The sequence below is a fragment of the Kitasatospora sp. NPDC018619 genome (assembly GCF_044391605.1).
Taxonomy (GTDB): domain Bacteria; phylum Actinomycetota; class Actinomycetes; order Streptomycetales; family Streptomycetaceae; genus Kitasatospora.
Map to the genome: position 1 here is coordinate 32,228 of NZ_JBISAI010000002.1, position 26,099 is coordinate 58,326.

At 74.9% G+C, this 26,099-nt stretch carries 26 protein-coding genes; 16 read left to right on the forward strand and 10 right to left on the reverse strand.

Annotated elements, in window-relative coordinates; translation table 11 throughout:
• The first annotated feature begins 15 nt into the window (after positions 1-15).
• The 7 genes from ACH5AR_RS02770 to ACH5AR_RS02800 all read left to right on the forward strand — a co-directional run bounded on the left by ACH5AR_RS02770 (position 16) and on the right by ACH5AR_RS02800 (position 7,870).
• Positions 16-1,482, forward strand: a complete 1,467-nt coding sequence (locus tag ACH5AR_RS02770; protein WP_396299576.1) for an aldehyde dehydrogenase — start codon at positions 16-18, stop codon at positions 1,480-1,482.
• On the forward strand, positions 1,475-2,398 hold the full coding sequence (locus ACH5AR_RS02775; protein ID WP_396299577.1) for a 3,4-dihydroxyphenylacetate 2,3-dioxygenase: 924 nt from the start codon (positions 1,475-1,477) through the stop codon (positions 2,396-2,398). Before ACH5AR_RS02770 ends, ACH5AR_RS02775 begins: the two co-directional genes overlap by 8 nt.
• 87 nt (positions 2,399-2,485) lie before the next feature.
• Positions 2,486-3,331 (forward strand): fumarylacetoacetate hydrolase family protein, encoded by an 846-nt coding sequence (locus tag ACH5AR_RS02780; protein ID WP_396299578.1) that lies wholly within the window; start codon positions 2,486-2,488, stop codon positions 3,329-3,331.
• A 27-nt stretch (positions 3,332-3,358) separates the two neighbouring features.
• Complete coding sequence (locus tag ACH5AR_RS02785) at positions 3,359-3,973, forward strand: TetR/AcrR family transcriptional regulator (RefSeq protein ID WP_396299579.1); 615 nt, start codon at positions 3,359-3,361, stop codon at positions 3,971-3,973.
• A 175-nt stretch (positions 3,974-4,148) separates the two neighbouring features.
• Positions 4,149-5,597 carry an APC family permease gene (locus tag ACH5AR_RS02790; protein WP_396299580.1) on the forward strand — a complete coding sequence of 483 codons (1,449 nt, stop codon included), beginning with the start codon at positions 4,149-4,151 and terminating at the stop codon, positions 5,595-5,597.
• A 72-nt stretch (positions 5,598-5,669) separates the two neighbouring features.
• The gene (locus ACH5AR_RS02795; RefSeq protein ID WP_396299581.1) at positions 5,670-7,157 is read left to right on the forward strand and encodes an aldehyde dehydrogenase; all 1,488 of its coding nucleotides are present in this window, start codon (positions 5,670-5,672) and stop codon (positions 7,155-7,157) included.
• Positions 7,154-7,870, forward strand: coding sequence for a gamma-glutamyl-gamma-aminobutyrate hydrolase family protein (locus ACH5AR_RS02800; protein ID WP_396299582.1), 717 nt, complete (start codon positions 7,154-7,156; stop codon positions 7,868-7,870). Before ACH5AR_RS02795 ends, ACH5AR_RS02800 begins: the two co-directional genes overlap by 4 nt.
• Before the next feature lie 2 nt (positions 7,871-7,872).
• Here the strand turns inward: ACH5AR_RS02800 and ACH5AR_RS02805 are convergent, their stop codons facing one another.
• A complete protein-coding gene (locus tag ACH5AR_RS02805; protein ID WP_396299583.1) occupies positions 7,873-8,445 on the reverse strand; it encodes a MarR family winged helix-turn-helix transcriptional regulator in 573 nt (190 codons plus the stop codon).
• Between the two features lie 250 nt (positions 8,446-8,695).
• Between ACH5AR_RS02805 and ACH5AR_RS02810 the strand changes: the two genes are divergently transcribed.
• Positions 8,696-9,409, forward strand: a complete 714-nt coding sequence (locus ACH5AR_RS02810) for a GPR1/FUN34/YaaH family transporter (protein WP_396299584.1) — start codon at positions 8,696-8,698, stop codon at positions 9,407-9,409.
• Positions 9,410-9,474: 65 nt separating this feature from the next.
• Here the strand turns inward: ACH5AR_RS02810 and ACH5AR_RS02815 are convergent, their stop codons facing one another.
• Positions 9,475-10,077 carry a hypothetical protein gene (locus ACH5AR_RS02815; protein ID WP_396299585.1) on the reverse strand — a complete coding sequence of 201 codons (603 nt, stop codon included), beginning with the start codon at positions 10,075-10,077 and terminating at the stop codon, positions 9,475-9,477.
• 92 nt (positions 10,078-10,169) lie between these two features.
• Complete coding sequence (locus ACH5AR_RS02820) at positions 10,170-10,733, reverse strand: RNA polymerase sigma factor (RefSeq protein WP_396299586.1); 564 nt, start codon at positions 10,731-10,733, stop codon at positions 10,170-10,172.
• Between the two features lie 357 nt (positions 10,734-11,090).
• Here ACH5AR_RS02820 and ACH5AR_RS02825 point away from each other — a divergent pair, with 357 nt between their 5' ends.
• A complete protein-coding gene (locus ACH5AR_RS02825) occupies positions 11,091-11,921 on the forward strand; it encodes an SAM-dependent methyltransferase (protein ID WP_396299587.1) in 831 nt (276 codons plus the stop codon).
• 158 nt (positions 11,922-12,079) lie between these two features.
• Here the strand turns inward: ACH5AR_RS02825 and ACH5AR_RS02830 are convergent, their stop codons facing one another.
• Genes ACH5AR_RS02830 through ACH5AR_RS02860 form a run of 7 tightly spaced genes read right to left on the reverse strand, consistent with a single transcriptional unit; the run spans position 12,080 to position 20,362 of the window.
• Entirely contained in the window at positions 12,080-12,865 is a 786-nt protein-coding gene (locus tag ACH5AR_RS02830; protein WP_396299588.1) for a hypothetical protein, read from the reverse strand.
• On the reverse strand, positions 12,862-14,061 hold the full coding sequence (locus ACH5AR_RS02835; RefSeq protein WP_396299589.1) for a cytochrome P450: 1,200 nt from the start codon (positions 14,059-14,061) through the stop codon (positions 12,862-12,864). The genes ACH5AR_RS02830 and ACH5AR_RS02835 overlap by 4 nt, the downstream gene beginning before the upstream one ends.
• A complete protein-coding gene (locus tag ACH5AR_RS02840; protein WP_396299590.1) occupies positions 14,058-15,902 on the reverse strand; it encodes an amino acid adenylation domain-containing protein in 1,845 nt (614 codons plus the stop codon). Before ACH5AR_RS02840 ends, ACH5AR_RS02835 begins: the two co-directional genes overlap by 4 nt.
• Positions 15,903-15,935: 33 nt before the next feature.
• The gene (locus ACH5AR_RS02845; protein WP_396299591.1) at positions 15,936-17,036 is read right to left on the reverse strand and encodes a Gfo/Idh/MocA family protein; all 1,101 of its coding nucleotides are present in this window, start codon (positions 17,034-17,036) and stop codon (positions 15,936-15,938) included.
• Positions 16,927-17,937 (reverse strand): hypothetical protein, encoded by a 1,011-nt coding sequence (locus ACH5AR_RS02850; RefSeq protein ID WP_396299592.1) that lies wholly within the window; start codon positions 17,935-17,937, stop codon positions 16,927-16,929. The genes ACH5AR_RS02845 and ACH5AR_RS02850 overlap by 110 nt, the downstream gene beginning before the upstream one ends.
• Entirely contained in the window at positions 17,934-19,064 is a 1,131-nt protein-coding gene (locus ACH5AR_RS02855) for a hypothetical protein (protein WP_396299593.1), read from the reverse strand. Before ACH5AR_RS02855 ends, ACH5AR_RS02850 begins: the two co-directional genes overlap by 4 nt.
• Complete coding sequence (locus ACH5AR_RS02860) at positions 19,061-20,362, reverse strand: type III PLP-dependent enzyme (RefSeq protein ID WP_396299594.1); 1,302 nt, start codon at positions 20,360-20,362, stop codon at positions 19,061-19,063. Before ACH5AR_RS02860 ends, ACH5AR_RS02855 begins: the two co-directional genes overlap by 4 nt.
• A gap of 421 nt (positions 20,363-20,783) precedes the next feature.
• Here ACH5AR_RS02860 and ACH5AR_RS02865 point away from each other — a divergent pair, with 421 nt between their 5' ends.
• The 7 genes from ACH5AR_RS02865 (at position 20,784) to ACH5AR_RS02895 (ending at position 26,078) form a co-directional block, all read left to right on the forward strand.
• Positions 20,784-21,089 carry a hypothetical protein gene (locus ACH5AR_RS02865; protein ID WP_396299595.1) on the forward strand — a complete coding sequence of 102 codons (306 nt, stop codon included), beginning with the start codon at positions 20,784-20,786 and terminating at the stop codon, positions 21,087-21,089.
• Between the two features lie 9 nt (positions 21,090-21,098).
• On the forward strand, positions 21,099-21,608 hold the full coding sequence (locus tag ACH5AR_RS02870; RefSeq protein WP_396299596.1) for a thiamine pyrophosphate-binding protein: 510 nt from the start codon (positions 21,099-21,101) through the stop codon (positions 21,606-21,608).
• Positions 21,609-21,658: 50 nt separating this feature from the next.
• Positions 21,659-22,189, forward strand: coding sequence for a thiamine pyrophosphate-dependent enzyme (locus tag ACH5AR_RS02875; protein WP_396299597.1), 531 nt, complete (start codon positions 21,659-21,661; stop codon positions 22,187-22,189).
• Between the two features lie 32 nt (positions 22,190-22,221).
• Positions 22,222-23,304: a phosphoribosyltransferase gene (locus ACH5AR_RS02880; protein ID WP_396299598.1), complete on the forward strand. Its 1,083-nt coding sequence runs from the start codon at positions 22,222-22,224 to the stop codon at positions 23,302-23,304.
• Positions 23,305-23,446: 142 nt separating this feature from the next.
• Entirely contained in the window at positions 23,447-23,980 is a 534-nt protein-coding gene (gene folE / locus ACH5AR_RS02885; RefSeq protein ID WP_396299599.1) for a GTP cyclohydrolase I, read from the forward strand.
• Between the two features lie 86 nt (positions 23,981-24,066).
• Entirely contained in the window at positions 24,067-25,389 is a 1,323-nt protein-coding gene (locus ACH5AR_RS02890) for an MFS transporter (RefSeq protein WP_396299600.1), read from the forward strand.
• Positions 25,386-26,078, forward strand: coding sequence for an HAD family hydrolase (locus tag ACH5AR_RS02895; protein ID WP_396299601.1), 693 nt, complete (start codon positions 25,386-25,388; stop codon positions 26,076-26,078). Before ACH5AR_RS02890 ends, ACH5AR_RS02895 begins: the two co-directional genes overlap by 4 nt.
• The last annotated feature ends 21 nt before the right edge of the window (positions 26,079-26,099 follow it).

Genomic DNA, 26,099 nt, shown 5'->3' on the forward strand with positions numbered 1-26,099 from the left:
AGGAGCCTTGAGGACATGAGCGCACCCACCACCACCGCCGCCGGGGTCGCCGTCGACACCCGGCACTGGATCGGCGGCGAACGCGTCGCCTCCGCCGACACCTTCACCGACGTCTCGCCGATCGACGGCGCAGTCCTCGGCGAGATCGCCCGGGGCACTGCGGCGGAGGCCGCCGCCGCGGTCGCCGCCGCCGGGGCGGCCTTCCCCGGCTGGGCGGCCACCCCGCGCGAGGAGCGCGCCCGCGTCCTGCACGCGATCGCCGACGGCGTGGAGCGCCGGCTGGAGGAGCTGGCCGCCGTCGAGACGGCCGACAACGGGGCCCTGCTGCGCTCGCACCGGCGCGGGGTGATGCCGAGGGTCGCCCACAACTTCCGCTTCTTCGCCGACTGGTCGCTGGGCCTCGGCCACGAGGACTTCGACACCCGCGGCCACACCAACCACGTCAGCTGGGACCCGGCCGGCCCCTGCGTGCTGATCACCCCGTGGAACGCACCGCTGATGCTGGCCACCTGGAAGGTCGCCCCGGCCCTGGCGGCCGGCAACAGCGTCGTCCTCAAGCCCGCCGAGTGGTCGCCGCTGACGGCCTCACTGCTCGCGGACGTCGCCGCCGAGGCCGGGCTGCCGGCCGGGGTCCTCAACGTCGTGCAGGGGTACGGCTCCGAGATCGGCGACACCCTCACCGGGCACCCCGACGTGCGCCGGATCAGCTTCACCGGGTCCGTGCCGACCGCCCGGCGCATCGCCGCCTCGGCCGCCGCCCACCTCACCCCGCTCAGCCTCGAACTGGGCGGCAAGTCCCCGCTGCTCGTCTTCGCCGACGCCGACCTGGACCTCGCCGTCGAGCTCGCCGTGGAGCAGTACGACAACGCCGGGCAGGTCTGCCTGGCCGCCACCCGCCTGCTGGTGGAGGAGGGCGTCGCCGAGGAGTTCACCCGCCGCTTCGTCGAGCGGGCCGCCCGCCTGGTGCAGGGCGACCCGCGGGACGAGGCGACGGACATCGGCCCCACCGTCCACCCCCGCCAGCTGGAGAGGATCGACGGCTTCGTGCAGCGGGCGCTCAAGGCCGGCGCCCGCGCCGTGGTCGGCGGCCACCGCCGGGAGGACGGTCCGTACTACGCGCCCACCCTGCTCACCGGCGTCGCCCGGGACGCGGAGATCGTCCAGGAGGAGGTCTTCGGGCCCGTGCTGACCCTCCAGACCTTCCGCGACGAGGACGAGGCCGTCCGGCTGGCCAACGACACCCGCTTCGGCCTGGCGGCCACCGTCGCCACCGGCGACCGGGAGCGCGCCCGGCGCGTCACCGGGCGGCTGGTCGCGGGCACCGTCTGGGTCAACTGCTTCTTCGTGCGCGACCTCCGGGCGCCGTTCGGCGGCTCCCGCCACTCGGGCGTCGGCCGCGAGGGCGGCACCTGGAGCTTCGACTTCTACTGCGACCTGAAGAACACCGTCACCTCGCCGAGGGGGTGGAACGGCCGTGGGTGAGATCGTCGGGGCCGGGCTGCTCGCCCACGTCCCCACCATCGTGCTGCCCGAGGAGACCAGGCGGCGGCTGAACGAGGGCCGGGAGACCACCCTCGTCACCGGCCTGCGGCAGCTGCGCGCGGAGGTCTTCGAGCGCGCGGACTACGACACCGTCGTCGTCCTGGACTCCCACTGGGCGACCACCGTGGAGTTCGTGGTCACCGCCCAGCAGCGCCGGGCCGGGCTGTTCACCTCCGAGGAGCTGCCGCGCGGCATGTGCCGGATGCCGTACGACTTCCCCGGGGATCCCGAACTCGCCGGCAACGTCGCCTCGTTCGCCGGCCGGCACGGCACCTGGATCACCCCGATCGACGACCCGTACCTGCCGATCTACTACGCCACGGTCAACCTGTGGAAGTTCCTCGGCGAGGGCCTGCCGGACAAGCGCTGGGTGACCGTCGGCGTCTGCCAGACCGGTGACGCGGAGGACCACCTGCGGCTGGGCCGCGCCCTGGCCGACGGCGTCGCCGCCACCCCGGGGCGCCGGGTGCTGCTGATCGCCTCCGGCGCCCTGTCCCACACCTTCTGGCCGCTGCGCGAGCTGCGCGACCACGAGTCCGGCGACCCGGCGCACATCTTCACCCCCGAGGCGCGCGCGGCCGACCGGGAGCGGATCGCCTGGTTCAAGGAGGGCCGCCACGACCGGGTGCTCGACACCATGGACGAGTTCCGGCGGTTCCGGCCGGAGGCCGGGTTCGCCCACTACCTGATGATGGCCGGCGCCCTCGGCGAGCGGGACTGCACCGCGACCGCCCGCCAGTACGGCGAGTACGAGAACGCGATCGGCACCGGCCAGGCGCACCTCTGGTTCGACCGCCCGGAGCACGGCTGGACGGGGGCCGGCCGGCCAGCCCCGGGCGGCCCCCGCCACGTCTAGCACCCTCCGCGGCCCGTCCGGAACCCCAGGCCGTCCAGGCCCCCAGCCCGTCAAGGACCCCACCGCCCCGTCCAGGAAGGCCCCGCCATGCCCGAGTACCGCCGCATCCTCCTCGACGGCGCCGCCGTCCAGACCGTGCGCGACGGCGCGGAACTGGTCGCCGGCGACGGCCGGCGCGTCGCCGCCGAGGACGCCCACCACCTGCCGCCCGTCGTCCCCTCGAAGGTGATCGCCGTCCACCTCAACCACCGCAGCCGGGTGGAGGAGTTCCGGATCGCCCTGCCCGACACCCCCACCTACTTCCACAAGCCGACCTCGGCGCTCAACTCCCACAACGGCGCGGTCGTCCGGCCCGAGGGCTGCAAGTGGCTCAACTACGAGGGCGAGGTGGCCGTCGTGATCGGCCGGACCGCCCGCAACGTCCCCCCGTCCGAGGCGGGGGAGTACATCGCCGGGTACACCGTGGCCAACGACTACGGCCTGCACGACTTCCGGGACACCGACGCCGGCTCCATGCTCCGGGTCAAGGGCTCCGACACCCTGTGCCCGCTCGGCCCGGGGCTGGTCACCGACTGGGACTTCCACGGCAAGCGGCTGCGGACGTACGTCAACGGCGAGGTCGTCCAGGACGGCTCCACCGACGAGATGACCTGGGACATGCACTACCTCGTCGCCGACATCGCCCGCACCATCACCCTGTACCCCGGCGACGTGCTGCTCTCCGGCACCCCGGCCAACTCCCGGCCGGTGGCGCCCGGAGACCTCGTCGAGGTCGAGGTGGAGGGCCTGGGCCGGCTCGCCAACCGCGTCGTGGCCGGGCCGACCGCGATCCGCGCCGACGTGGGCGCCCAGCCCACCGAGTCGGAGGAGGTGCTGTCCACCGCCCTCGGCGGGGACTGGGAGTTCCGCGGGATCAGGCCGCCGAAGCGGTGAGCGGTCCGCCCCGGTAGGGTCGATCACATGACCGATCCCGCCAGGCCAACCGTCGAGCGCGGCCCCCGCAAGCGCGTGACGAACTACGGGACGGGACGCACGGCCCTGCTGGACGCCGCCGTGCGCGTGGTGGCCCGGGGCGGGCTGCGCAAGCTCACCTACCGGGCCGTGGCCCAGGAGGCCGGGGTCACCCACGGGCTCGTCGTGCACTACTTCGGCTCGCGGGACGCCCTGATCGAGGAGGCGCTGACCCACGCCATCCGCTCCTCGCTGAGCGTCAGCGCGCTCGGCGTGGGCACCGGTTCGGCGGCGGACTTCGGCGCCGGACTCGCGGAGATGGTCGACGCGGGCCCCGAGGTGCAGGCCTTCCAGTACGAGCTGCTGCTGGAGGCCCGCCGCCGGCCCGAACTGCTGCCGCACCTGCGCGGCCTCTACGAGGAGTACTTCGAGGCGAGCCGCGAGGAGCTGCGCCGGATCCTGCCCGGCCCGGTGAGCCACGGCATGGCCCGGCTGGTCTTCGCCGCGCTGGAGGGCCTGGTGCTGCACCAGCTGGTGTTCGGCGAGCGCTCCGTCACCGAGGAGGCGCTGGCGGAGCTCAGGGGCCTGCTGGCCGGGCGGGCCGAGGAGCCGGACGGCCGCTGACGGACGGCCACTGACGGGCGGTCGCGTACGGACGGCCACTGACCGACGGTCGGCCGCCGGCGACCGGGGGCTCCCGCCTCCCGACCCCTTGTCAAACGGATGGCCGCGGCCCACGATGAGGCAACTCGTTTGACCCTAAACGACCTCCCCCACCCCGAACTGGCAGGTGATCCGTGTGGACAGTCGGACGACGTCCTCCGAGCGGACCGAGCGGGACGCCCCCACCGCGACCACGCTCAAACCCGACGCCCTGGGCGTCCTGGGCATCCTCTTCTTCGTCCTGTCAGGCCAGGCCCCGCTGACGGGCATCGCCGGCGCCGCCCCGATCTCCGTCGCCCTCGGCAACGGCTCCGGCACCCCCGCCGCGTACGTGGTGGCCGGTGCGGTGATCCTGCTCTTCTCCGTCGGGTTCATCGCCATGGGCCGGCACGTGGTCGACGCCGGCGCCTTCTACACCTACATCGGCGCCGGCCTCGGCCGGGCCGCGGGCGCCGGCAGCGCGAGCGTCGCCCTGTTCGCCTACTGCGTCATCCAGGCGGCGATGTACGGCCTGTACGGCTCGATCGTCAGCGGGCTCGTCGCCGGCCACACCCCGCTCCACCTCCCCTGGTGGGCCTACACGCTGGCGACCATGGCCGTGGTGCAGGCCCTCGGCGCCCTCGGCATCGAGATGGGCGCCCGGGTGCTGGCCGCGTTCGTGCTCGCCGAGTTCTCCGTCCTGCTGCTCTTCGCGCTGGTCACCCTGGCGAAGGGCGGCGGGCCGGAGGGCCTCGGAGCGGCGGCCGGCTTCTCCCCGTCGGCCGCCCTCCAGGGCGCCCCGGGCGTCGCCGTGATGTTCGCGCTGGCCTCGATGTTCGGCTTCGAGGCCACCGCCATCTACGGTGAGGAGGCCAGGGAGCCCCGGAAGACCGTCCCGCGGGCGACGTACCTCTCGGTGACCGTGGTCACCGGCTTCTTCGCCCTCACCACCTGGACGCTGATCTCGGCCCACGGCGCCTCCAGGGCACCGGGGGACGCCCGGGCGGCGCTGGCCGCCGGGGACTCGGCCGGCTTCGTCTTCGCCCCGGTCACCGAGCTGTTCGGCGGCTGGATCGGCGGCGTCCTGCCCGTCCTGCTGGCCACCTCGCTGTTCGCCGGCATCCTCACCTTCCACAACTCCGCCAGCCGGTACCTGTTCTGCCTCGGCCGCGACCGCCAAGTGCCCGCGCGGCTGTGCCGGCTGAACCGCCGGCACGCCCCGGCGGCCGCCGGCCGGGTGCAGAGCGCCGTCGCCGTCCTGCTGGTCGCGCCCTTCGCAGTGGCCGGCACGGACCCGGTGCTCACCCTGTTCTCCTGGTTCAGCGGGCTCGCCGTCCTGGCGATGATGCTGCTCTACCTGCTGACCTCGGTGTCGGTCGTGGTGTTCTTCCGCCGCCGGCGGCTGGACACCCGGGTGTGGAACACCGTGGTCGCCCCCGTGCTGGGCGCGTTCGGCATCGCCGGCGCCGTCTGGCTGATCCTGGCCAACTTCACCACCCTGATCGGCGGCGAGGCGGGCACCGCCTGGTGGCTCGTGCTCTCGGTGCCGGCCGTCATGGCGCTCGGCGTCGCCAACCAGCGCATCCGGCGCCGGCGCACCGGCTGACGCGCCCCGGGCGCGCGCCCGGCCCCGGGCCCGCGCCGCCCCCCGCCCGCCCCCGTGGTCTGGAGGACCGCAATGACCCCCGCCACCCACGACGACTGGCTCCGCCGGGCCGAGGCCCTCGAACCAGCCGTCACCCACCTCATCGACGGCGCCGACGAAGGCGGCGGCGGCTCCTTCCCCGTGGTCTCCCCCCGGGACGGCACGGTGCTCGCCGAGGCCGCCGACGCCGGCCCGGCCGAGGTCGACGCGGCCGTCGCCGCCGCCCGCCGCGCCTTCGACCACGGCCCCTGGCCGCGGCTGTCCCCGGCCGAGCGCGGGCGGGTCCTGCTGCGCCTCGCCGACCTGCTGGAGGAGCGGCGGGCCGAACTGGCGCTCACCGTCAGCCTGGAGACGGGCAAGCCGGTCACCGACGCCCACGACATCGAACTGCGGGCCGTCGTCAACACCTTCCGCTGGTACGGCGGGCTGGCCGACAAGCTCACCGACGAGTCACCGCACACCGCGCCCGACGCCCTCGCCCTCGTCACCCGGGAGCCCGCCGGGGTCGTCGGCGCCGTCGTCCCCTGGAACTTCCCGCTCACCCTGGCCGGTTGGAAAGTCGCCCCGGCGCTGGCCGCCGGCTGCACCGTCGTCCTCAAGCCCTCGGAGAACTCGCCGCTGTCCGCCCTGCTGCTCGGGCGGATCGCCCTGGCGGCCGGGCTGCCGCCGGGCGTGCTCAACGTCGTGGCCGGCGACGGACCGGTGGCCGGCCGGGCCCTCGGACTCCACCCCGGCGTGGACGTCCTCGCCTTCACCGGCTCCACCGCCGTCGGCCGCCACTTCCTGCGCTACGCCGCCGACTCCAACCTCAAGCGGGTCTGGCTGGAGCTGGGCGGCAAGTCGCCCAACATCGTCCTGCCCGACGCCCCCGACCTGGAGCGGGCCGCGGCCACCGCCGCCTGGGGCATCTTCTTCAACCAGGGCGAGATGTGCACCGCGCCCTCCCGGCTGCTGGTGCACCGCTCCGTCGCCGAACGGGTCACCGAGGCCGTCGTGGCCCGCGCCCGCGCCCTGCGGGTCGGCGACCCGCTCGACCCCGCCACCGAGATGGGCGCCCTGGTCGGCGAACGGCACCTCGAACGGGTGCTCGGCCACGTCCGCGCCGCCGTCGACGACGGCGCCCGGCTGCGCACCGGCGGCGGGCGCACCCTGGCCGACACCGGCGGCTGCTACCTCGAACCGACGGTCTTCGACCGCGTCGCCCCGGACAGCCGGCTGGCCCGCGAGGAGGTCTTCGGTCCGGTCCTCGCCGTCCTCGCCTTCGACGACCTCGACGAGGCCGTCACCCTCGCCAACGCCACCGAGTACGGCCTCGCGGCGGGCCTGTGGACCTCCGACCTGTCCACCGCCCACACCGTCTCCCGCGCCCTGCGGGCCGGCACGGTCTGGGTCAACTGCTACGAGGAGGGCGACCTCACGGTGCCCTTCGGCGGCATGAAGCAGTCCGGCAACGGCCGCGACAAGTCCGTCCACGCCCTGGAGAAGTACACCGAGCTCAAGACCACCTGGATCCACCTGTGACCCACCGTCCGCTCGTCGCCGTCCCGGCCCGCTTCGCGGCCACCACCTCGGCGCTGCGGTACGCCGCCGAGGTGAACGCCCGCGCGCTGGTCGAGGCGCTCTGGCGGGCGGGCGGCGAGCCCGTCGCCCTGCACCCGCACGCCCCCGGCGGCACGGCCGACCCGGCCGAGACCGCCGCGCGGCTCTCCCGCTTCGACGCGCTGCTGCTGCCCGGCGGCGGCGACCTCGCGCCGCACCGCTACGGGGCGGCCGACGCCCACGAGGCCGTCTACGACGTGGACGAGGAGCAGGACGCGTTCGACCTGGAGCTCGCCCGGCGGGCCCTGGCGCGCAAGCTGCCGCTGCTCGCCGTCTGCCGCGGGCTCCAGGTGGTCAACACGGTGCTGGGCGGCACCCTGCACCAGGACATGGGCGGCCCCGGCCGCGACCACCGCCACCTGCGGCACGCCGTCCCGCTCGCGGCCGGCTCCGCCCTGGCCCGGACCACCGGCGCCGGGCGGGTCGAGGCGTCCTGCTACCACCACCAGCGGGTGGACCGGCTCGGGCGGGGCCTGGCCGTCACCGCCCGGGCCGCCGACGGGACCGTCGAGGCCGTCGAACTCCCCGGGCACGACGGCTGGTTCGCCGCCGTGCAGTGGCACCCCGAGGACACCGCCCACGAGGACCCGGCCCAGCAGCGCCTCTTCGACGCCCTGGTGCGGGCCGCGCGGTGACCTCAGCCGCGGGCGCGCCGGCCGCTGCGGCGCGGGGCCGGCTCCGCACCGTTCAGCAGCGAGCGGCGCCGCTCCTCGCCCGCCTCCTCGACCTGGAGCACCACGCGCCGCAGCCCGTCGGCGAGGGTGACGCACTCCGCGTCGCTCAGCCGCCCGGTGACGAAGGACTCCTCCTCGTTGAACGCGGGGAACACCTCGCGCATGAAGGCCTCGCCCTCCTCGGTGAGCGCGAGCAGCACCAGCCGTCCGTCGGTGGGGTGGTCGGCGCGCCGCAGCAGGCCGCGCGATTCCAGGGTGCGGGACACCCCGGTCAGCGTGCCCTTGGAGATCCCGGCCTCCTCGGCCACGTGCCGGGTCTCGGACTCGCCCCAGACCCACACCACCCAGAGCACCACGAAGGCCGTCCAGGTCAGGTCCGAGCCGCGCAGCACCGAGTTCTCCAGGTGCTGGCGGACGGCGGAGGCGGCCCGGTAGATGTTGGCCACCGCGGCCATCCGCTCCCGACGGATCGCGATGCCGCCGAGCTTCGCCTGGACGAGCCGCTCCGCCTCGTTGATGGACCGCTGGCTGGGCACGGGTGCTCCCTCGTCTCGGCGTCACCGCATCGGACACGGCCTGGGCCACCGGTGCGGAGGTTTGGGCCCGTACCAGTGGTTCAGGCATCTTAGATCGCCGGGTCCGACGGCCGGCCGCGCGGCCGGGCGCGGTGTGCGCTGCCGGACCACCGGTCATGCGCTGGGGTGTACGCCGCGCGCGGCGCGCTGCCTAGGTTTCCTCGGGTGGCCCGGTCGGGCCGCGACCACCCAGCGGAAGGCGAACCACCCGATGACCACCACCACTCCCGCCGAGGGGCCTCAGGCCCCTCCGGCCCGCCGGTTCGAGCCGGACCTCCGGGCGATGACCCGGATCAACCTGCGGCCCATCGCCTCGCCCATGCCGCTGGGCTTCTTCACCGTGGCGATCGCCTCGGTGATGACGGGCTGCCTCCAGCTCGGCGTCCTCGGGTCCGGGGCCAGGGCCGCCGTCGCCCTGTGCGTGCTGCCCGCCTTCGCCCTCCAGTTCCTGGTGAGCATCCTGGCCTTCGGCGCCCGGGACGTGATCGCCGCGACGCTGATGGGCGTGTTCGCCGGCAGCTGGCTGGCCTACGGGCTGGTGATGGTCACCGGCGCGGCCGACGGGCTGAAGGCCCTCGGGGTGCTCAACCTGACGTTCCTGGTCTTCGGGGCGCTGATGACCGCGGTGACCAGGCCCAAGCGGGCGCTGTGGCTCGTGCTGGCCGTCTCGCTGCCGCGCTGGGCGGCCACCGCGCTGTCCGGCCTCACCGGCGCCGAGTGGCTGACCCGCACCTCCGGGGTGCTCGGCCTGGTGGTGGCGGTCGTCGCGATGTACGCGGCGTTCGCCCTGATGCTGGAGGACATGCGCAGCGAGGAGGTCCTGCCGATCGGCCGCAGCGGCCCCGCCCGGACCGCCGTCGAGGGAGACCTCGGGGTGCAGCTGCGCAACCTGGAGCGGCAGGCGGGCGTGCGCCGCACGCTCTGAGCGGCGCGGCGCGGCGCCCGCGGGACGGGGGCGGGGACGGGGGCGGGACTGCGGGGCGGCGCGGCTCAGCGGCGCCCGGCGTGGCCGGAGGCATGGGCGAGGTCGTCCAGGAGGGTGGGGGAGGGCTGGGGGACCTCGCCGTGGTCCTCGTCGTCGGCGGCGACCGGCAGCTGGTGGACGACGGCGGCCACGCGCGGGGGCAGGCGCAGGGTCAGGCCGTCGTGGCAGGCGGCGAGGGTGTCGGCCCACACGGCGGGCGGCAGCGGCCGGCCGGGCCAGGGGGTGGCCGGCGCGGCCGCGCCGCCGGGGTCGTCGGCGAGCCGGTCCGCCTCGTTGCGCCAGTGGTCGGCGTCGCGGAACTCGCCGCGGCTGGCGTGCAGGAACGACAGGCAGCTGGCGGCGGTGGTGCTGCCGGCACCGGCGGCGAACTGGAGCCAGAACTGGCAGCCGTCGTCGTGGCCGGCGAGGTGGAGCAGGGCGGCCAGGACGAGCGCGCCGCCCGGGTGGATGCGGCGCCGGCTGTTGGTGAGGGCCTGGAGGGATTCGGCGGCCTCCGGCTGGGCGATGATCAGGGTCGCGGCGAGGTCGAGCTCGTGGCGGGCCTGGAGGTGCTCGGCGCCCAGCGGGGAGCGGGCGCGTACCAGGCGGCGCAGGTCGGGACCGGACACGCCGTCGGGCAGCTTGGCCGGCCGGTCGGGTCCGTCGTCGTACCCGAGGTGCCGGTTCCGGGGGGCGGCTGCCCGGCGGTCGTGTCCCCGTGTCACTTCATGTCCCCCGTGGTGGTGTCGTTGCCGAGGAAGCGGCGGAGCTTGGCCAGTCCCTGGCTGGTGGCGGTGCGGGCGTTGGTCTCGGTGATGTCGAGGTACCGGGCGATCGTCCGGTAGTCGATGTCGAGCATGTAGTGGAGCACGATCATGTCGTACTGGCGCTCCGGCAGGCGCTGGATCGCCTTGTAGAGCTCCTCGTGGTCGTTGTCCAGGTTCTCCAGGCTGATGCGGGCCAGGGCGTGGGCGCGCCGGATGGCGAGGATCCAGGCCGGGACGACCTCCGCGGGCGGGGCCTGGCGGGCGCCCAGCTCCCGGTCGGCGATGCAGCGCTTGGCGACCCTCCAGGCGTGGGCCTCGATGTCGGGCCCGCTCAGGATGCCGAGCCAGTCCCGCGCCAGTTCCCGGCGGGTGCTGCGGATCGCCCGTTCGACGAGCTCCTCGTCGTGCAGCCGGGCCCGGGCCACTCCGCGCCAGGCCTCCTCGTGGCTGTCGCAGAACGCCTCGTAGGACAGCTGATGAGCGGGGCGCAGGGCGGCCAGCTCGTCGTCACTGGTCACAATGATCCTCCTCGTCGGCCTCGCGGACGACGTGCGGCCGACCCGGGGGCCGGGAACGGTGGAGCCGTACGGAGAACGGCCGTCCTCCGTACGGACATCCAATCGTTCGGAAATGCCGGATGTGAAGGCCATCACACAAAGGTTTGTATTACCTGCGCTATGACGTCTCGTCAGGTTAATTGGCTGTCATATCTGATCAAAAATAGTCGTGTTGGCGACCGCACCCGCCAGGGTTGCCCGTGAGTCGGCGTGGGCATGGTGAACGGTGGCCCGCGCCAGGGTTGCGCCACACCGCGCCAGGGGTCGTGGCGCGCCGTTCCGCGGGCACCACACGACGCCGACGCAGGGGGACACCGCATGGCAGCAGAGCAGCACGACGACACCGCCACTCCGTCGGGCGCCGAGGTCAACCTCGCCATCCACCGCCCGCACTCGGCGCGGATCTACGACTACTTCCTCGACGGCACGACCAACTTCCCGGCCGACCGGGAGGCCGCCGGCCACGCCCTCGCCGTCTTCCCCCAGGCCCGCGCCGCGGCCCGGGCCAACCGGGCCTTCATGCACCGCGCCACCCGGGCGCTCGCCCGCAGCGGCGTCACCCAGTTCCTGGACATCGGCACCGGCATCCCGACCTCGCCCAACCTCCACGAGATCGCCCAGGGCGTCGACCCGCGGGCCAGGGTCGTCTACGCCGACAACGACCCCATCGTCCTCACCCACGCCCAGGCCCTCCTGCGCAGCACCCCCGAGGGGCGCACCGCCTACGTCCAGGCCGACGTGCGGGAGCCCGACGCGCTCCTGGAGGCGGTCCGCGCCACCGGCGTGCTCGACTTCACCCGGCCGGTCGCCCTGAGCCTCGTCGCCCTGCTCCACTTCGTCCCGGAGGGCGCCCACGAGATCGCCGAGACGCTCCGGAACGCGCTGCCGAGCCGCGGATCCGCCCTGGTGATCAGCCACTTCACCCCGGACTACGCCCCTCGGGACGCGGCCCGCATCGAGCGGGTCTACCGCGAGAACGGCAACCCGGTCCGCGCCCGCCCCGCCGACGAGTTCGCCCGGTTCTTCACCGGCTGGGACATCCTCGACCCCGGCATCACCTCCACTCCCCGCTGGCGCCCCGAGCCGGGCAGCCTGCCGGTCAGCGACGTCGAGGCGTCCTGCCTCGCCGCCGTGGCCGTCCGCCCCTGACCCGCCCTCGGTACCAGTCTGGCAGGCCGCCGCCCGCGATGTGAAAGCCCGGCCCGACCAATCCGCCGCCGCCGGAAGGCCGTTCGCGCCAAGGGGGGCGGGGTCGGGGCCGCGGCTCCGGCGGGTCGGGACCCCGTCGGAGCCCTCCGGGACGCCGCTCAGGCCTCCCGGGCGACCGGGCTGATGGTGTCGCCGATGTCGCCCAGGAGCAGCGTCCCCCGGTCGCCCGGATCCACCGAGTGGAAGCTCTCGTCGAGGACACCCGACACATGGCCGACGTGGAGCGTCAGCGACACCTCCCGCTGCCGCGCGTACCGGGTCAGCGCGCGTGCCCCCGCCGCGGTCGCGTGGCAGGTGAAGACGTCGACGACGGCGCCCGGCCGGGCCGCCAGGTGCACCGCCGCCATGAGGGTCACCCCGCTGGCCACCACGCCGTCGACGATCACCAGCCGGTCGCTGCGGGCCGGGAGCCGGTCGTCGAGGCCGACGAGCAGGCCGCCGGCCGCGGGCATCCGCTTGGCCTGCGGCGTCCAGCCCCGGGGGTGGGGCAGCACGCCGAGCCGTTCGGCCAGGATCCGCCCCTCGCGCTCCGGGGCGAGGACGACGGCCCCCGGCTCGGCCGCGGCGTCCGCCACCCGTACCGGCAGCAGGCCGTAGACGTCGAGCAGGGCGCGCAGGTAGCGGCGGCGGTGCGCCTGCCGCTGCTCGGGGAGGTTGGCGACCTCCGTGACGACGGCCATCCGCTCGACCACCTCGGGGCGCCCGGCGGAGGCGACGCGCACGCTCCCCGGCAGCTCGCCCGGGCCGTGCAGGGACGCCAGGGCGGGCGGGTCGAACCGCAGCAGGTGGCGGAAGCGGATGCCGTGCGCCCGTTCGTAGCGCTCCACGGTGCGCCGGGCGTCGGGGAGCAGGCCGTCCCGCGGCACCGTGCGGGGCCCGGTCACCGGCTCCCCCGGTCCGGGTGGAAGGCCACCGGGAGCGAGTCGAACCCCCAGAGCAGGTTGGAGCGCAGCCGGCGGACCGGGCCGGTGACCTCCACCGTCCGGACCCGCCGGGTGATCTCCTGGAACATCACGGTCAGTTCGAGCCTGGCGAGGGCGGAGCCGATGCAGTAGTGGTTGCCCACGACGAAGCCCAGGTGGCGGTTGGGGGAGCGCCCGACGTCGAAGCGCTCCGGGTCGGCGAAGACCTCCCCGTCGCGGTTGGCCGACGGGAGCCAGGCCACCACGTGGTCGCCGGCGCGGACGGGCCGGCCGCCGAGTTCCACGTCCCGGGTGGCGGTGCGCAGGGCGTGCATCACCGGCGAGGTGTAGCGCACGATCTCCTGGACGGCGGAGGGCATCAGGCTCGGGTCCTCCCGGAGCCTGCGCCACTGCTCCGGGGCGCGGGCGAGCGCCAGCAGGCCGCCCACGGTGGCGTGCCGGGTGGTCTCGTTCCCGCCGGAGACCAGGGCGTCGCAGTTGTAGAAGACCTCCTCCCCGGTCAGCGGCACCCCGTCGATCTCGCCGCACACCAGGGCGCTCATCAGGTCGTCCTGCGGCTTCTCGCGCCGCTCCTCGGCCAACTCCTGGAAGTAGCAGAGGATCTCGGTGTGGGCCTGGACCTTCCTCGCCTCCTCCGCCGCGTCGAGCGCGGTGGAGCTCCAGGCGAAGCGCGTCCGCTCGACCATGAAGTCCCGGTCGGCCTCGGGCACTCCGAGCAGGTCGCAGATGACCGAGACCGGCAGCTTCTGCGCGACGCGGGTGAACTCGCACCCGCCCTCGGCGACGGCGTCCTCGACGGCCCGGGCGGCCGTCCGGCGCATGCCGGCCTCCAGCCGGTCGACCATGGCGGGGGTGAAGGCCGCGCTGATCACCTTGCGGATCCTGTCGTGCCGGGGAGGGTCGGTGACGTTGAGCATCTTCCCGGCCGCCGCGGCCAGGACCCTCGGGTCGGAGTCCAGCCGCATGCCGTTCTCGGAGCTGAACACCCGGGGGTCCGTGAGCACGTCGGTGCAGAGGCGGTGGGTCATCACCGCCCAGAAGTGCTCGCCGTTGGCCCGCTCGTTGCGGTACACGGGGTGTTCGGCGCGCAGCCGCGCCCACACCGGTTCCGGGTCCGAGTCCCGGTAGAGGAGCGGATCCGACAGGTCGACGGTCATCGGTGCCTCCGGGTGTCGAGGGCGTGGGACACGGCCGCGGCGAGGCCGGCGACGGTGGGGGACTCGAACAGCACGCGGACCGGGACGCTGACGCCGAACTCCGCGCGGATCCGGGAGATCAGGCCGGCGGCGAGCAGGGAGTGGCCGCCCAGCTGGAAGAAGTCGGCGTCCACGCTGACGTCCCGCCGGTCGAGGAGCTCCGCCCAGACGGCCGCCAGCGCCGCCTCGACGGGGGTGCGCGGAGCGACGTGCGGGGCGCCGGCCACGGCGTCCGCCGCCAGGGACCGCAGGGCGGTGCGGTCGGTCTTCCCGTTGGGGGTCAGCGGCATCCGGGCGAGGAACCGGACGTCGCGGGGGACCATGTACCACGGCAGCCGCCCGCGCAGGTGGCCGAGCAGCTCCCCGGCCGACGGGCCGCGCCGCTCGTCCACGACGGCGTACAGGGCCAGGGACGGGTCGTCCCGGTCGCCGCCGTCCAGGAGCACGGCGCACGCCCGGACGGCGGGGTGCTCGCGGGCAACCGCCTCGATCTCGCCCAGCTCGACCCGGTAGCCGCGGACCTTCACCTGGTGGTCCCGGCGGCCGACGAACTCGAGGCAGCCGTCGGCGTCCTGCCGGGCCAGGTCCCCGGTGCGGTACAGGCGCCGCCCCGGGGCCGCGGAGAACGGGTCCGCCACGAAGCGCTCGGCCGTCATCGCGGGCGCGCCGAGGTAGCCGAGGGCCAGGCCCTCGCCGCCCAGGTACAGTTCGCCGACCGTGCCCGCCGGCACGGGGGCCAGGTCGTCGCCGAGGACGTGGCAGCGGACGTTCTCGACGGGGCGGCCGATGGGCACGGACGGGGACGGGGCCCGGTCCCAGCCGGGCCCCGGCTCGAAGACGGTCGAGGTGATGGTCGCCTCGGTCGGGCCGTAGACGTTGCACCAGCGGATCCGCTCGCCGACGTGCCTGCGCCAGGTCAGCAGGGCCTGGCGGGAGGCCTGTTCCCCCGCCACCACCACGAGCCGTAGCGAGGACTCGGAGGCCAGCCGGACCAGGCAGTCCTCCTCGCGCACCCAGCCGTGCCAGAAGGCGGTCGGGACGCTGATGAAGGTCGCCCCGGTGTCGACCACCTGCCGGGTGAGCCCGCGGAAGGTCTGCCGCAGCGGGTCGCCGTCGAGGACCACGGCGGCGCCGTGCAGCAGCGGCGGGAAGATCTCCTCGGCGGCGGCGTCGAAGCTCAGCGGCCGGCACTGGAGGACCCGGTCGCCCGGCCCGAACCGGAAGTGCCGGTTCACCGCGGAGCTGTGGTTGGCCAGGGACCGGTGGCCGACCAGCACCCCCTTGGGGCGGCCGGTGGATCCGGAGCTGTAGACCACGTAGGCCGGGGCGTTGCCCGCCGCGTCGAGGGGCCGGGCCCCGTCGGGGGGCAGGGCGTCGACGGACGGCTGGACCTCGTCGAGGTCGACGACCGCGCCCCGGTAGCCGGGGAAGAGCGGGCGCAGGCCGCTCTGGGTCAGCAGGGTCGGGGCGCCGCTGTGCTCCAGGACGTACCGCAGGCGCTCGACCGGGTAGTCGGGGTCGAGCGGGACGTAGCCGGCGCCGGCCTCCAGGACGCCGAACAGCGCGGCGACCGTGCGTGGTTCGCGCTCCAGGCAGATCCCGACGAGGGCCCCCGCGCCGATCCCGCGCTCCCGCAGGAGGCGGGCGATCCGGCGGGCCCCGTCGAGGAGCCGGCGGTAGGAGGTCGGCTCGCCCCGCCGGATCAGGGCCGGCGCGTCCGGCGTGCGCGCCACCTGCTCCGCGAACAGCCGGTGGAGGCGGGCCCCGGCCGCGCGGTCGACGTCGTGCGGGGATTCGCTCACGGTTCGCACTCTCCCGGTAGGGCGGCCACGGCGCTACGGCCGTTCCGCTGCTGCCCGTACGATGTCGATCATCAGGCGCGTGTCCAGGAGCGCCTCGTGCGCGTCGGTGAGGGGCCGCAGGCCCGGTGTGGTGACGCAGGCGTGGAAGTGCGCGAGCTGGGCCTCGAACGCCTCCTGGTAGGACCCGGTGACGGTCTCCTCCACCGCCGAGCCCCGGCCGGTGCCGCCGGGCCCCGGCGCCTCGTCGCGCCAGATCCGCACGGTGGAGGGGGCGTTGGGCAGGAACGGGTTGGAGATGTCCAGCGTGACGGTGCGGTCCTCGCCCCACACGGTGAGGCTCTCCTCGAACCGGTGGACCGAGGTGGACGACCCCTGGAAGACGCACTGGAACCCGTCGGCGTACCGGAGCGAGCCGGTCAGCGTCCTGCCGTCCGGCGAGCAGTGCGCCCGGATGGAGGCGGGCGCTTCGGGGAAGGCGGCCCGGTAGACGTTCACGTCGTGGCTCCACACCCCGAACATGTCCATGTAGGCCTCCGTCACCCCGGGCGGGGCGCTGCCGAACTCCCGGGCGACCCGGCCGCGGCGCCCGTCCGGTGCGCCCGCCGCGTCCGAGGGGTCGGCGCGGGTGATCCGGGCCAGCTCGGGGATGATCCAGTTCCCGTACTCGGGGCCCACCACGATGTGGATCCTCGCCATGACGGGCCGGGTGATCCGCGCGATCTCCGCCAGGCCCCGCCGCACGCCGCTGTCGTAGCGCTTCATGTAGCCCACCATGACCTTGGCGCCGGTGCGTTCGGCGGCGGCGATCACCTCCTCCGTCTCCGCGACGGTGTGGCCGAGCGGCTTCTCGGTGAACACGTGCCTGCCGTGCTCCAGGGCGGTGAGCACCGGCTCGCGGTGGTCGGTGGTGAGGACGAGGACGGCGTCCAGCTCGGGGGTCTTCGCCAGCATGTCCTCGACGGACGCGTAGGTGTTCGGGACGTGGAAGCGCTCGGCCACCGACCGGGCCAGGTCGTAGGACCGGTCACAGAGCGCCAGGACGTCGAAGCGGTCGCGCAGGGCCGTCAGATACGGGAGGTGCACCAGCTGCGCGATCATCCCGCAGCCCACCACCCCCACCCGGACTCGGAACATGTGGGCCTCCTCGGGAACGGGCTGATCCTTGGGTCGGCGGCTGTCGTCGGAGCAGGTGCTCCAGGATGTCGACGACGCCCGCCAGTTCGGGCCGCGGCGAGACGTACCAGGCGGCGTCCCGCGCCTGCGGGGGGACGGAGGGGTCCGCGACGAACGCGCACCCGACGTTCGCCACCCCGGGGACCCAGTCGGCGGGGGAGTTCCCCACCAGCAGGAACCGCCGCCGCGGGGCGCGCGCCGCGAGGGCGGCCAGCGCCACGCGCTTTCCGGACGCGGTGCGCGGGTAGGGGTGGATGACCGCGTAGGCGTGGCCCGGGGCGAGCTCGACCGAGAGGCCGAGGCGGTTCGCGGCGCTCCAGCCGGTCAGGCGGCGACGGACGTCGTGGATGAAGTCCGGGGCGCCGAAGACGCCGGCGGACGCCTGGCGGTTGGCCCCGAAGGCCCAGTCGCGGCCGGTCGGCGGCCGGCCCCCGAACTCGGGCGCCACCACGTCGTCGACCCGGGTCAGGCCGCGGGCCGCGGCGGCCGCCGCCACCTCGGCGCGCAGGCCCGGCAGGGCCGGGAACGGGGTGGTGGTGCGCACGGTGCCGTCGACGGCCACCACGTTGCCGTTCTCGGCGACCACCGGGAAGCCGGGCGGCGTGCCCAGGCCGATGCGCTCGCCGAAGCCCCACAGCTGTTCGAGCGGCGAGTCCGAGCAGAGGCCGACGGCGACGCCGGTGGCCGTCAGCCGCGCCACGAGGCGGCGCAGGCGTTCCAGGGCGCGCCGGTCCGGGGGCGGGCCGGGGGTGGAGGGCACCAGGGTGCCGTTGACGTCCAGGAGCACCACGGCGAACGGCCGGCCGTCCTCCGCGCCGGGGCGGCCGGCCCCGGAGCCGCCCGCCACGGGCCCGCCGGTCACCGCGCGGCCGATCCGGCGGGCGCGTCCGTGCCCCGCTCCTCGACGTCCGTGCCCCGCTCCTCGACGTCCGCGATCAGTCCGGACCAGCCGTCCAGCCCCGCCGTGAGCTTGCGCAGCACCGACCGGACGGGTTCGGCCGGCTCCGCCACCTCCAGCGACAGCAGCAGCCGGCGCACGTCGGCTTGCAGGTCGGCCACCCGGTGCGGGCGCCGCACCAGCCGGTCGACGCGGGCGAAGAAGCGCAGGTTGGCCGCCAGCAGGAGCACGGCGAACTCCCGGTCGGCCCCGGCCGGGCTGCCCAGCCGCGCCGAGGTCCTGACGAAGGGGAGCCAGTAGGGGGCGCGGCCCCACGTGCCGTCCGGCAGCCGGACGACGAGGCCCGACAGGCCGAACAGGAAGTTCCTCGGGTCGACCAGCTCCGGGGCGGGCGCGTCCGGCCCGGTGCCGGCGGTCCGGTACTGGAGCACCGGGTCGATCCGGGCGCCCAGGACCTCGGACGGCGCCGACCCGCCCAGCCGGATGCCGGGCACGACCTGCCGGACCGGCCGTCCCGCGTCCCGGAGCAGGCGGACGACCTCGGCGACGGTCCCGCCGGTGGCGATGTCGTCCTCGACCAGGGTGTAGCCCCGCCCGGTCGGGTCCCCGGGCAGCGAGGCGATCTGCTCGCCGATCGGCGCGGCGCCGGGCCGCGGCACCAGCCCGACCTGCCGGCGGCCGCCGAGCAGGAACCCCCGGGAGACCCGCAGCGGCCACACCGCCCGCTCCAGGAGCGGATCGAGGCACAGCAGCGGTCCGCCCCCGGTGGCGCGGCGGCGCACCGCCAGTTCGAGCCGGTGCGCGTCGACCAGGTGGAACCGGAGGCCGCCGCGCGGCGGCAGCACGGTGCGCAGCGCGTTGCGCAGGTCGCGCTGGAAGGCGCGGTAGGCCTCCGCGAGGGCGGGGCCGCAGCCGCCCGGCGGCACGGTGCCGCGGCCGGCCGGGGTGCGGCTCAACGACCGTACGCAGTACGCGGTGTCGTCGCGCATGACGACGAGCGACGCGCCGGCGGCGGGGGCGTCGAGGTACGTCGGGCCGGCGGCGGCCGGGTCGGGCCGTACGACCTGGTGGTCGGACAGGCCGCGGATCACCGCGGGCCCCGGTCCCGGCCCAGGACGTACCGGCCGCGGGCGACCTCCCGCCCGCCGTCGAGCACCACCTCCAGCGGCATGGGGTGGCAGTGGAACAGGGCCAGTCCCGCGTGCAGCCCGTAGGCCCCGACGTTCGGCACCGTCAGCCGGTCCCCGACGGCCACCTCCGGGAGGCGGGCGTTGCGGGACCAGACGTCCAGCGGGTGGCAGAGCGGACCGGCGACGATGGTGCCGTCGGTCCCCTCCGACGCGTCCGTCTCCTCGGGCGCGCCGGGGGCCTCGGGCCCGGCGGTGCCGCCCGGGCCGGGCTCGTACCGGAACCGCGGCTCGATCCGGTCCTCCTTGCGCAGCCCCGACATCCCGCCCAGGTGGTTGACGCCGGTGTCCAGGACGACGACGCGCCGCCCCTGCGACCGCTTGACGTCCAGCACCGCGGTCACCAGCCGGCCGCAGGTCGCCGTCAGGTACCGGCCCGACTCGAAGACCACCTGCCGCTCGCCCTCCCGCCAGCCGGGGAGCCGCTCGTCGAGCAGGTCCGCCAGCCGGCTGCCGAGCGCGTCGAACCGCGGCAGCCCGCCCTCGACGGCGTACGGCGCGCCGAAGCCCCCGCCGAGGTCGACCACCCGCAGCCGGCGCCCGAGCGCCGTCTCGACCTGCCGCACGACATCGAGCCCGTAGCGGAACACCGCGAGCAGCGCGGCGACCTCGGTCAGGTTGCTGCCCATGTAGAGGTGCAGGCCCGCCAGTTCGGCGTGCTCCCGGTCCGCGAACAGCCGGGGCCGCTCCAGCACCCAGGACAGGTCGGCACCGAACTGGGACGGGCCGCCGGTCATCGCCAGACCGGCGCCCGCCGGGGGAACGGGCGGGTTGACCCGCAGCAGCGCGCGCACCCGGGTGCCGTGCGCCCGGCCCAGCCGGTCGAGCTGGTCCAGGCCGTGCGGGGAGTCCACGGAGAACTGCCGGACGCCCGTCGCGAGCGCCCGGGCCACGTCCTCGTCGCGCTTGCCGGGGCCGGTGTAGAGGACCCCAGCGGCGGGGAATCCGGCCCGGACGGCGGCGTCCAGCTCGCCGGGCGAGCTGACCTCGGCGTGGCAGCCGAGCGCCGCCAGCTGGCCGAGGACGGCGGGGTGCGGGTTGGCCTTGAGGGAGTAGAGCAGGGTGGCCGGTTCCGGCAGTGCTCCCACCAGCCGGCGGTGGGCGTGCCGTACCACGGCCAGGTCGTAGAGGTAGGCCGGCGTCTCCCACCGGGTGTCCGATAACGCCGTCTTCGTCGCCGTTTCCCCGACCTCGACGTCCATCAACCGAGGGCTCCTCACGAGTCGTGCGGGCGCACAATCTGACGGATTTCAGCAGACACCGGCCGGATGGGGGGAACAAGGCCCCCGGAGCCCCGGTGGCTACTTTCGGTCAGGTCATATGCCGCGCGGGTAACGATCGTTCCGGTTCGCCGGCCCGTGGGCGGACGCCCCCAAGACGGCAGGCCAGGCGCGCGTCCGGCGGGTCGGCGCCTGCGGGTTACGGGCCGCCGTGCCGTGGCCGGGCCCGCCCGCCGCAGTTTGGCTCATTACGGGTCGGGGTGATACCGGCCCGTTGCTGTTCGTTGAAAACGCATCTAGAGTCACGTCATCGACCGTGATCTGATGACGTTCGATACCCGCAGATTTCGGTCACGCGAAACACGCCACCAGTAGCGGATCACGCGACAGATCGGGGTACCCAGTGCACGAGCACGTCGAGCAGGTCGGCACCAAACTCGTCTACTCCGACGACCGCGTCCGGGTGTGGGTCCTGGAACTGGACCCGGGAGAGCAGACGATCGTCCACCAGCACCCCTGTGACTACGTCTACGTCGCCACCGAAAGCGGCACGGCGGAGACGGTGAACAAGGACGGCACCAGTTACGTCGGAAACGACAAGCTCGGTGACGCCGTCTACCACGAGGCCGGGCAGCCGCACCTGCTGCGGAACATCGGCGACAGCCACTACTCGAACATCATCGTCGAACTGCTCGCCACCACCAGGTGAGGCGCCGCCATGTCGGCTGTCGCGGCGTACGAGGCGCTCGTCGAGGCGGGCGTGGAGATCGTCTACGCGGTGCCGGACTCGCTCCTGGCGCCGCTGTGCCGGGAGGCGTCGAAGCGCCCTGAGATCCGGTACGTGCAGGTCAACGACGAGGCCACGGCGGTCGGCCTGGCCGCCGGCGCCCGACTGGCCGGCGCCCGCCCGCTGGTCGTGATGGAGAACTCGGGGCTGCGCCGCGCCTGCGAGACCCTGTCCCGCCTGACCATGAGCCACCGGCTGCACACCGCCCTGCTGATATCCCGGCGCGGCGCCTTCGGCGAGCCGAACTGGTGGGGAATTCCGCACGAGGAAACCATGCACCGGCACACCGAGATGCTGTCCCTGGTGACCGCGGAAGTCGATTCCTGCGGTGAGTTGGCGGAATGCCTCCACAAGGCGTACGCGACGCTCGACACCGGCCAGCGGAGCGTGGCCCTGGTGGCGAACGCCGGAATGACGGCAGAATTGAGGACCGCGCAATAGAGACCTCCGATTTCCTCGAAGCCCTGTACGCCAGGCTCCCCGCGGATTCGGTGTCGGTCGCGCCGCTCGGTCGGACGAGCGAGGTGATGTACGCGCTGCGCCCCACCGACACCCTTTTCACCGACACCATGGGCGACGTCACCGCCGTTTCCCTGGGAATGGCCATGGCGGCGGCCCCGTTGTCCGTCGTCGGCATCGACACGGACGGCAGTTTCCTGATGAACCTCTCGGTGCTCACCGCCTTGGGCGACCACCTGCCGAAGCTCGGGAACTACACCCTGGCCGTCATCGACAACCGGCTCTACGAGTCCGGCGGCGGTCTGCCGAGCCGCGCGGTGGGCCTGGACTGGAGCTCGCTCTTCGGCGCCGTCGGGCTGAAGTCGCTCCTCGTCGAGCACCCGCACCAGCTGCCGGACGTGCTGCCGCTGCCCGGCACGGTGCTCGTCGCCTCCGTGCACCACGCGGCACCCGGCCCGGACGCACTGAAGCCGGTCGACGGCATCGAGTCCTCGTACCGGGTGGAGCGGGTGCTGGCCGAACGCCTCGGCAGGCCGCCGAGGCGCCCCGCGCTCAAACCGTGAATCCGGCCCGTGGCGCCGGAGGGGAGCATCCGATGAAGTACCTCCTGCACAGCAAGGACGCGGCCTGCTACCGCGTGGACCCGGCCGGCCCGCCGACCCGCGTCCTGCTCTGCTCGACCGCGGCCTCGCGCGAGCTCCTCACCGACCCGGTCGTCACGGGCCACCGCTACCGTTCCCTGCTCGCCGGCGCCGTCGCCACGGCGCTCGACCTGGCGGCGCGGGCCGATCCCGGGCTGGCCGCGGCCCTGGCGGCGGAGAGCACGACGGTCGTGAACATCCTGCGCGGGGGCCTCGGTTTCGGGGTCGACGCCGCGCTGGCGGAGCGCTTCGGGTACCCCGGGGCGGTGAGCTTCGTGGGCACCGACCGCGGAGCCTCCCACCCGCTCGGCATCTCCTACGAACGCTGGGAGTTCACCGGGCGGCAGCTGCTGGTGCTCGGGGACATCATCGGCACCGGGGCGACGGCGGAGAAGGTGCTCCGGGCCGCCCTGGACGCGGCGCGCGGCCGCGGGGCGCAGCTCGCCGGCTACCTGGTGCTGACCGTCGGGTCCCGCCAGGGCATCGCCCGCCTGCACCGCTACTTCGCCGAACTCGCCGACAGCGGCGAGGAGTTCAGCGCCTTCATCGTCGCCCTGGAAGCCCTGTTCGAGCTGCCCGGGAGCGCCCGGCTCGGGCAGTCGTTCCCCCAGCTGCCCTTCGACTTCCTGCGGGCCCCCGGACGCTCGGCCCCGGACTTCGAACTGCACCGCCTGGCCGCCCGGGACAGCCTCTTCGAGAAGTGCGCCGTCTACGACGGCGGCGTGCGTGCCTTCACGCCCGACGAGCACCGGCGGTTCCGGGCGCAGTGGTGGGCACGGGTGCGGCGGCTGGAGAGCGAGACCGGGCTCTCCCTGGCCGACCTGGGCCGCGGCACCGCCGGGCTCGACCGCTACGCCCGGCCCCTGGAGGAGTGGCGGGAGGGGCTCGACTGGGCGGCGGCGGAGAACCTGCGGCACCTCGGGGTCGACCACGCCCACCTCCACGCGCTGGGGCGGCGGGCGTACGCGTACGCGGAGAGGACCGCCCTCGGCGCCTACGCCGACGCGCGCCTGGCGGCAGGGGAGCCGTCGCGCTGAGGGGGCCGTCGCGCCGGGGCGGGGCGGCCGGGGAGCCGCCGCGCCGAGGGCCCCTCCTGTTCCCACCCCCCACAGGACTTCGCCGGAGCCCCGGCGAGGCCGGCGCCGCAGCGGCGCCGGACAGACCGAGATCGGAGAACCCATGACGATCGCCGAGTGGCTTCGGGACAACGTCACCACGGACAAACGGGCCCTGGACTGGTACACCGAACCCGAGTGCGAGCCCCGCATCGTCCGCGCGTACCGGGAGCTGCTGAGCGGCTACGAGATCGACACCTCCAAGATCCTCAAGACGACCGTCCTGGTCGACGGCGAGCACCAGGGCGTCGTCCGGGTGCACGACATCAACTACTACTCGATCTGCGCCCACCACTTCCTGCCGTTCTACGGCAAGGTCGACATCGCCTACGTCCCCGGCGACCGGATCCTGGGCCTCGGCAAGTTCCCGCGGCTGGTCCAGGCCTTCAGCAAGCGGTTCCAGATCCAGGAGCACCTGGTGAAGGACATCGCCGAGGAGATCATGGCCTCCGGCGGGGCCCGCGCCGTACGCGTGGAGTCCAGCGGACGGCACATGTGCATGTGCAGCCGCGGCCCGTCCGACCAGACCGTCATCACCGACACGACGTACGTGACCGGCGACCGCGCCCTGCTGACGGCCTACGACCGGCAGCACTGACGCGTCGTGTGGTGGGAGGGGGCCGGCGCCTCCCTCTCATCACACGCGGCCGCACGTCGACCCGTCCACCCCCAGGAGGCCGAACCATGCGCAGGAACGGCGGTGCGCCCGGCGAGGGCGGCGGGGCGCCGTGGCCCGCCATCGTGGTCACCTGGCTCTCGGGGGTGGTCGCCGCCTTCGGGCTGGGCGTCCTGTCCCCGCTCGGCTCCGAGATCCGGCAGGACCTGGGCCTGTCGCTCGGCAGGTTCGCCTGGGCGACCTCCAGCATCACCGCGGTCAGCGCCGTCCTCGGGGTGCCCGCCGGTTGGTGGATCAGCCGGCTCGACGCCCGGCGGGCCGTGGCCGGCGGGCTCCTGCTCACCGCCCTGTCCGTGGCGGCGACGGCCCTCGCCCCGGGCTGGCCGGCGCTGCTGGCGGCCCGTACCGCCCAGGGCTTCGGGTACCTCCTGGTGTTCGTGGGCGGGCCGATCGTGCTGACCAGGCTGGCCGAAGGGCGGGCGCAGGCCACGGCGCTGGCGCTGTGGGGCACCTGCGTGCCCTCCGGCCTCGCGCTGGCCACCGCGCTGGGGGGAGCGGTCAGCGGGGAGGTCGGCTGGCGCGGCTGGATCGGTGCGACCGCGGTGCTGCCGCTCGCGCTGGCGGTCGCGACGGCGGCCGTGGTGCGGGGGGCGGGCGCGGTGGGAGCCACCCGCGCCGTCGCCCGGGCACCGGCGGCGGCCGAGGACACCGGAGGGCCGTCCCCGCACACCGGTTGGACCGCCCCGGTGCTCTTCGCGCTGAGCTTCGCCTGCGTCTGCCTGGCCGGGGTCGCCATCGTCGTGCTGCTGCCCACCTTCCTGACGGAGCAGCGCGGCGCCTCCGCGGCCGCCGCCGGCGCCGTCGCCGCGGTGGTCTCGCTCGGCAGCGTGGTCGGCAGCGCGCTGAGCGGGTGGCCGCTGCGCCGGGGCGTCGGGCTGCTCGCCGTCGCGCCGGTGCTGGTGCTGCTGCCCGTCGCGGCGCTGCTGGTCTTCGGGCTGCGCCTGCCGCCGGCGGCGGTCACGGTCCTGGCCTGCGCCGGCCTGGTGGTCGACGGCGTGCTGATCTCCGTGATGTTCGCCTCGGTGCCGCGCATCGCCGGCACCCCCGGGCGCGCCGACGTCACCAACGGACTGCTCGCGCAGTGCGGCAGCCTCGGTACGCTGGTCGGGCCGCCCGCCTTCAGCGCGGCCGTGGACGGCGCGGGGTGGATCGGCGCCGGCCTGGCCGCGCTCGGCTTCACCGCGGCCGGCATCGGACTGCTCCTGGCGGCCGTCCTGCCCGCTCCGCGCGGCTCCGCCCGGCTCCGGCCGCGCGGCGCGGCGGCGGAACCGGCCCGGGGCAGCACGGCCGTACCGCAGGACCGCACCGGTGGAAGGGACTTCACGCCATGACGCCCGCAACGACCCGTACGACGCCGCCCGGAAGGCCCGCGCGCCGAGGGCCCCGTGCCGTCCTCTTCGACCTGGACGACACCCTGGTGGTGACCGCGGAGGTCAAGTGGGCCCACCACAAGGCCGTCGCCCGGCGGTTCTACGGGATCGACCTGACGGACGAGGAGCTGCGGCTGCACTGGGGCAAGCCCTTCGACCTGATGATCCGCGCCCTCTACCGCGACAGCGACACCGTGGAGCGGATGCGCGAGGCGAACCTCTCGCTGGAGGAGGAGTTCCTCAAACGGCCGCTGCCCGGCGCCGTCGAGGTCGTGCACGAGCTCTGGAACCGGGGCCTCGACGTCGGGGTCGTCACCTCCACGAACCGCCTGTCGGCCCTCCGGGACGTCGAACGGATCGGGGTGCCCACGGACCGGCTCGCCCTGCTCCAGGGAGCGGACGACAGCCCCCACCACAAGCCGGACCCGCGGGTGTTCGACGCCGCGCTGGCGACGCTCGGCGCCCGGGGGATCGCCGCGCGGGACGTCTGGTACGTGGGCGACGCGCTCATCGACCACGCGGCGGCCACCGGGGCCGGGCTGCGCTTCGTCGGCGTCGCCACCGGCTTCTGCCGCCGCGAGGACTTCGTACGGGCCGGCGCCGAGCACGTCCTCGACGACGTGCGCCGGCTGCCCGACCTGCTGCCCTGACCGGGGCGGCGCCACCCGACC

What these genes read in the sequence shown, in the direction of transcription:
- ACH5AR_RS02845 (WP_396299591.1), bottom strand. Translation starts at nt 17,036, where the DNA reads ATGTTCCGAGTCCGGGTGGGGGTGGTGGGCTGCGGGATGATCGCGCAG.
- ACH5AR_RS02880 (WP_396299598.1), top strand. Translation starts at nt 22,222, where the DNA reads ATGAAGTACCTCCTGCACAGCAAGGACGCGGCCTGCTACCGCGTGGAC.
- ACH5AR_RS02825 (WP_396299587.1), top strand. Translation starts at nt 11,091, where the DNA reads ATGGCAGCAGAGCAGCACGACGACACCGCCACTCCGTCGGGCGCCGAG.
- ACH5AR_RS02785 (WP_396299579.1), top strand. Translation starts at nt 3,359, where the DNA reads ATGACCGATCCCGCCAGGCCAACCGTCGAGCGCGGCCCCCGCAAGCGC.
- ACH5AR_RS02795 (WP_396299581.1), top strand. Translation starts at nt 5,670, where the DNA reads ATGACCCCCGCCACCCACGACGACTGGCTCCGCCGGGCCGAGGCCCTC.
- ACH5AR_RS02860 (WP_396299594.1), bottom strand. Translation starts at nt 20,362, where the DNA reads ATGGACGTCGAGGTCGGGGAAACGGCGACGAAGACGGCGTTATCGGAC.
- ACH5AR_RS02890 (WP_396299600.1), top strand. Translation starts at nt 24,067, where the DNA reads ATGCGCAGGAACGGCGGTGCGCCCGGCGAGGGCGGCGGGGCGCCGTGG.
- ACH5AR_RS02835 (WP_396299589.1), bottom strand. Translation starts at nt 14,061, where the DNA reads ATGACCGTCGACCTGTCGGATCCGCTCCTCTACCGGGACTCGGACCCG.
- ACH5AR_RS02780 (WP_396299578.1), top strand. Translation starts at nt 2,486, where the DNA reads ATGCCCGAGTACCGCCGCATCCTCCTCGACGGCGCCGCCGTCCAGACC.
- ACH5AR_RS02770 (WP_396299576.1), top strand. Translation starts at nt 16, where the DNA reads ATGAGCGCACCCACCACCACCGCCGCCGGGGTCGCCGTCGACACCCGG.
- ACH5AR_RS02810 (WP_396299584.1), top strand. Translation starts at nt 8,696, where the DNA reads ATGACCACCACCACTCCCGCCGAGGGGCCTCAGGCCCCTCCGGCCCGC.
- ACH5AR_RS02870 (WP_396299596.1), top strand. Translation starts at nt 21,099, where the DNA reads ATGTCGGCTGTCGCGGCGTACGAGGCGCTCGTCGAGGCGGGCGTGGAG.
- folE (WP_396299599.1), top strand. Translation starts at nt 23,447, where the DNA reads ATGACGATCGCCGAGTGGCTTCGGGACAACGTCACCACGGACAAACGG.
- ACH5AR_RS02895 (WP_396299601.1), top strand. Translation starts at nt 25,386, where the DNA reads ATGACGCCCGCAACGACCCGTACGACGCCGCCCGGAAGGCCCGCGCGC.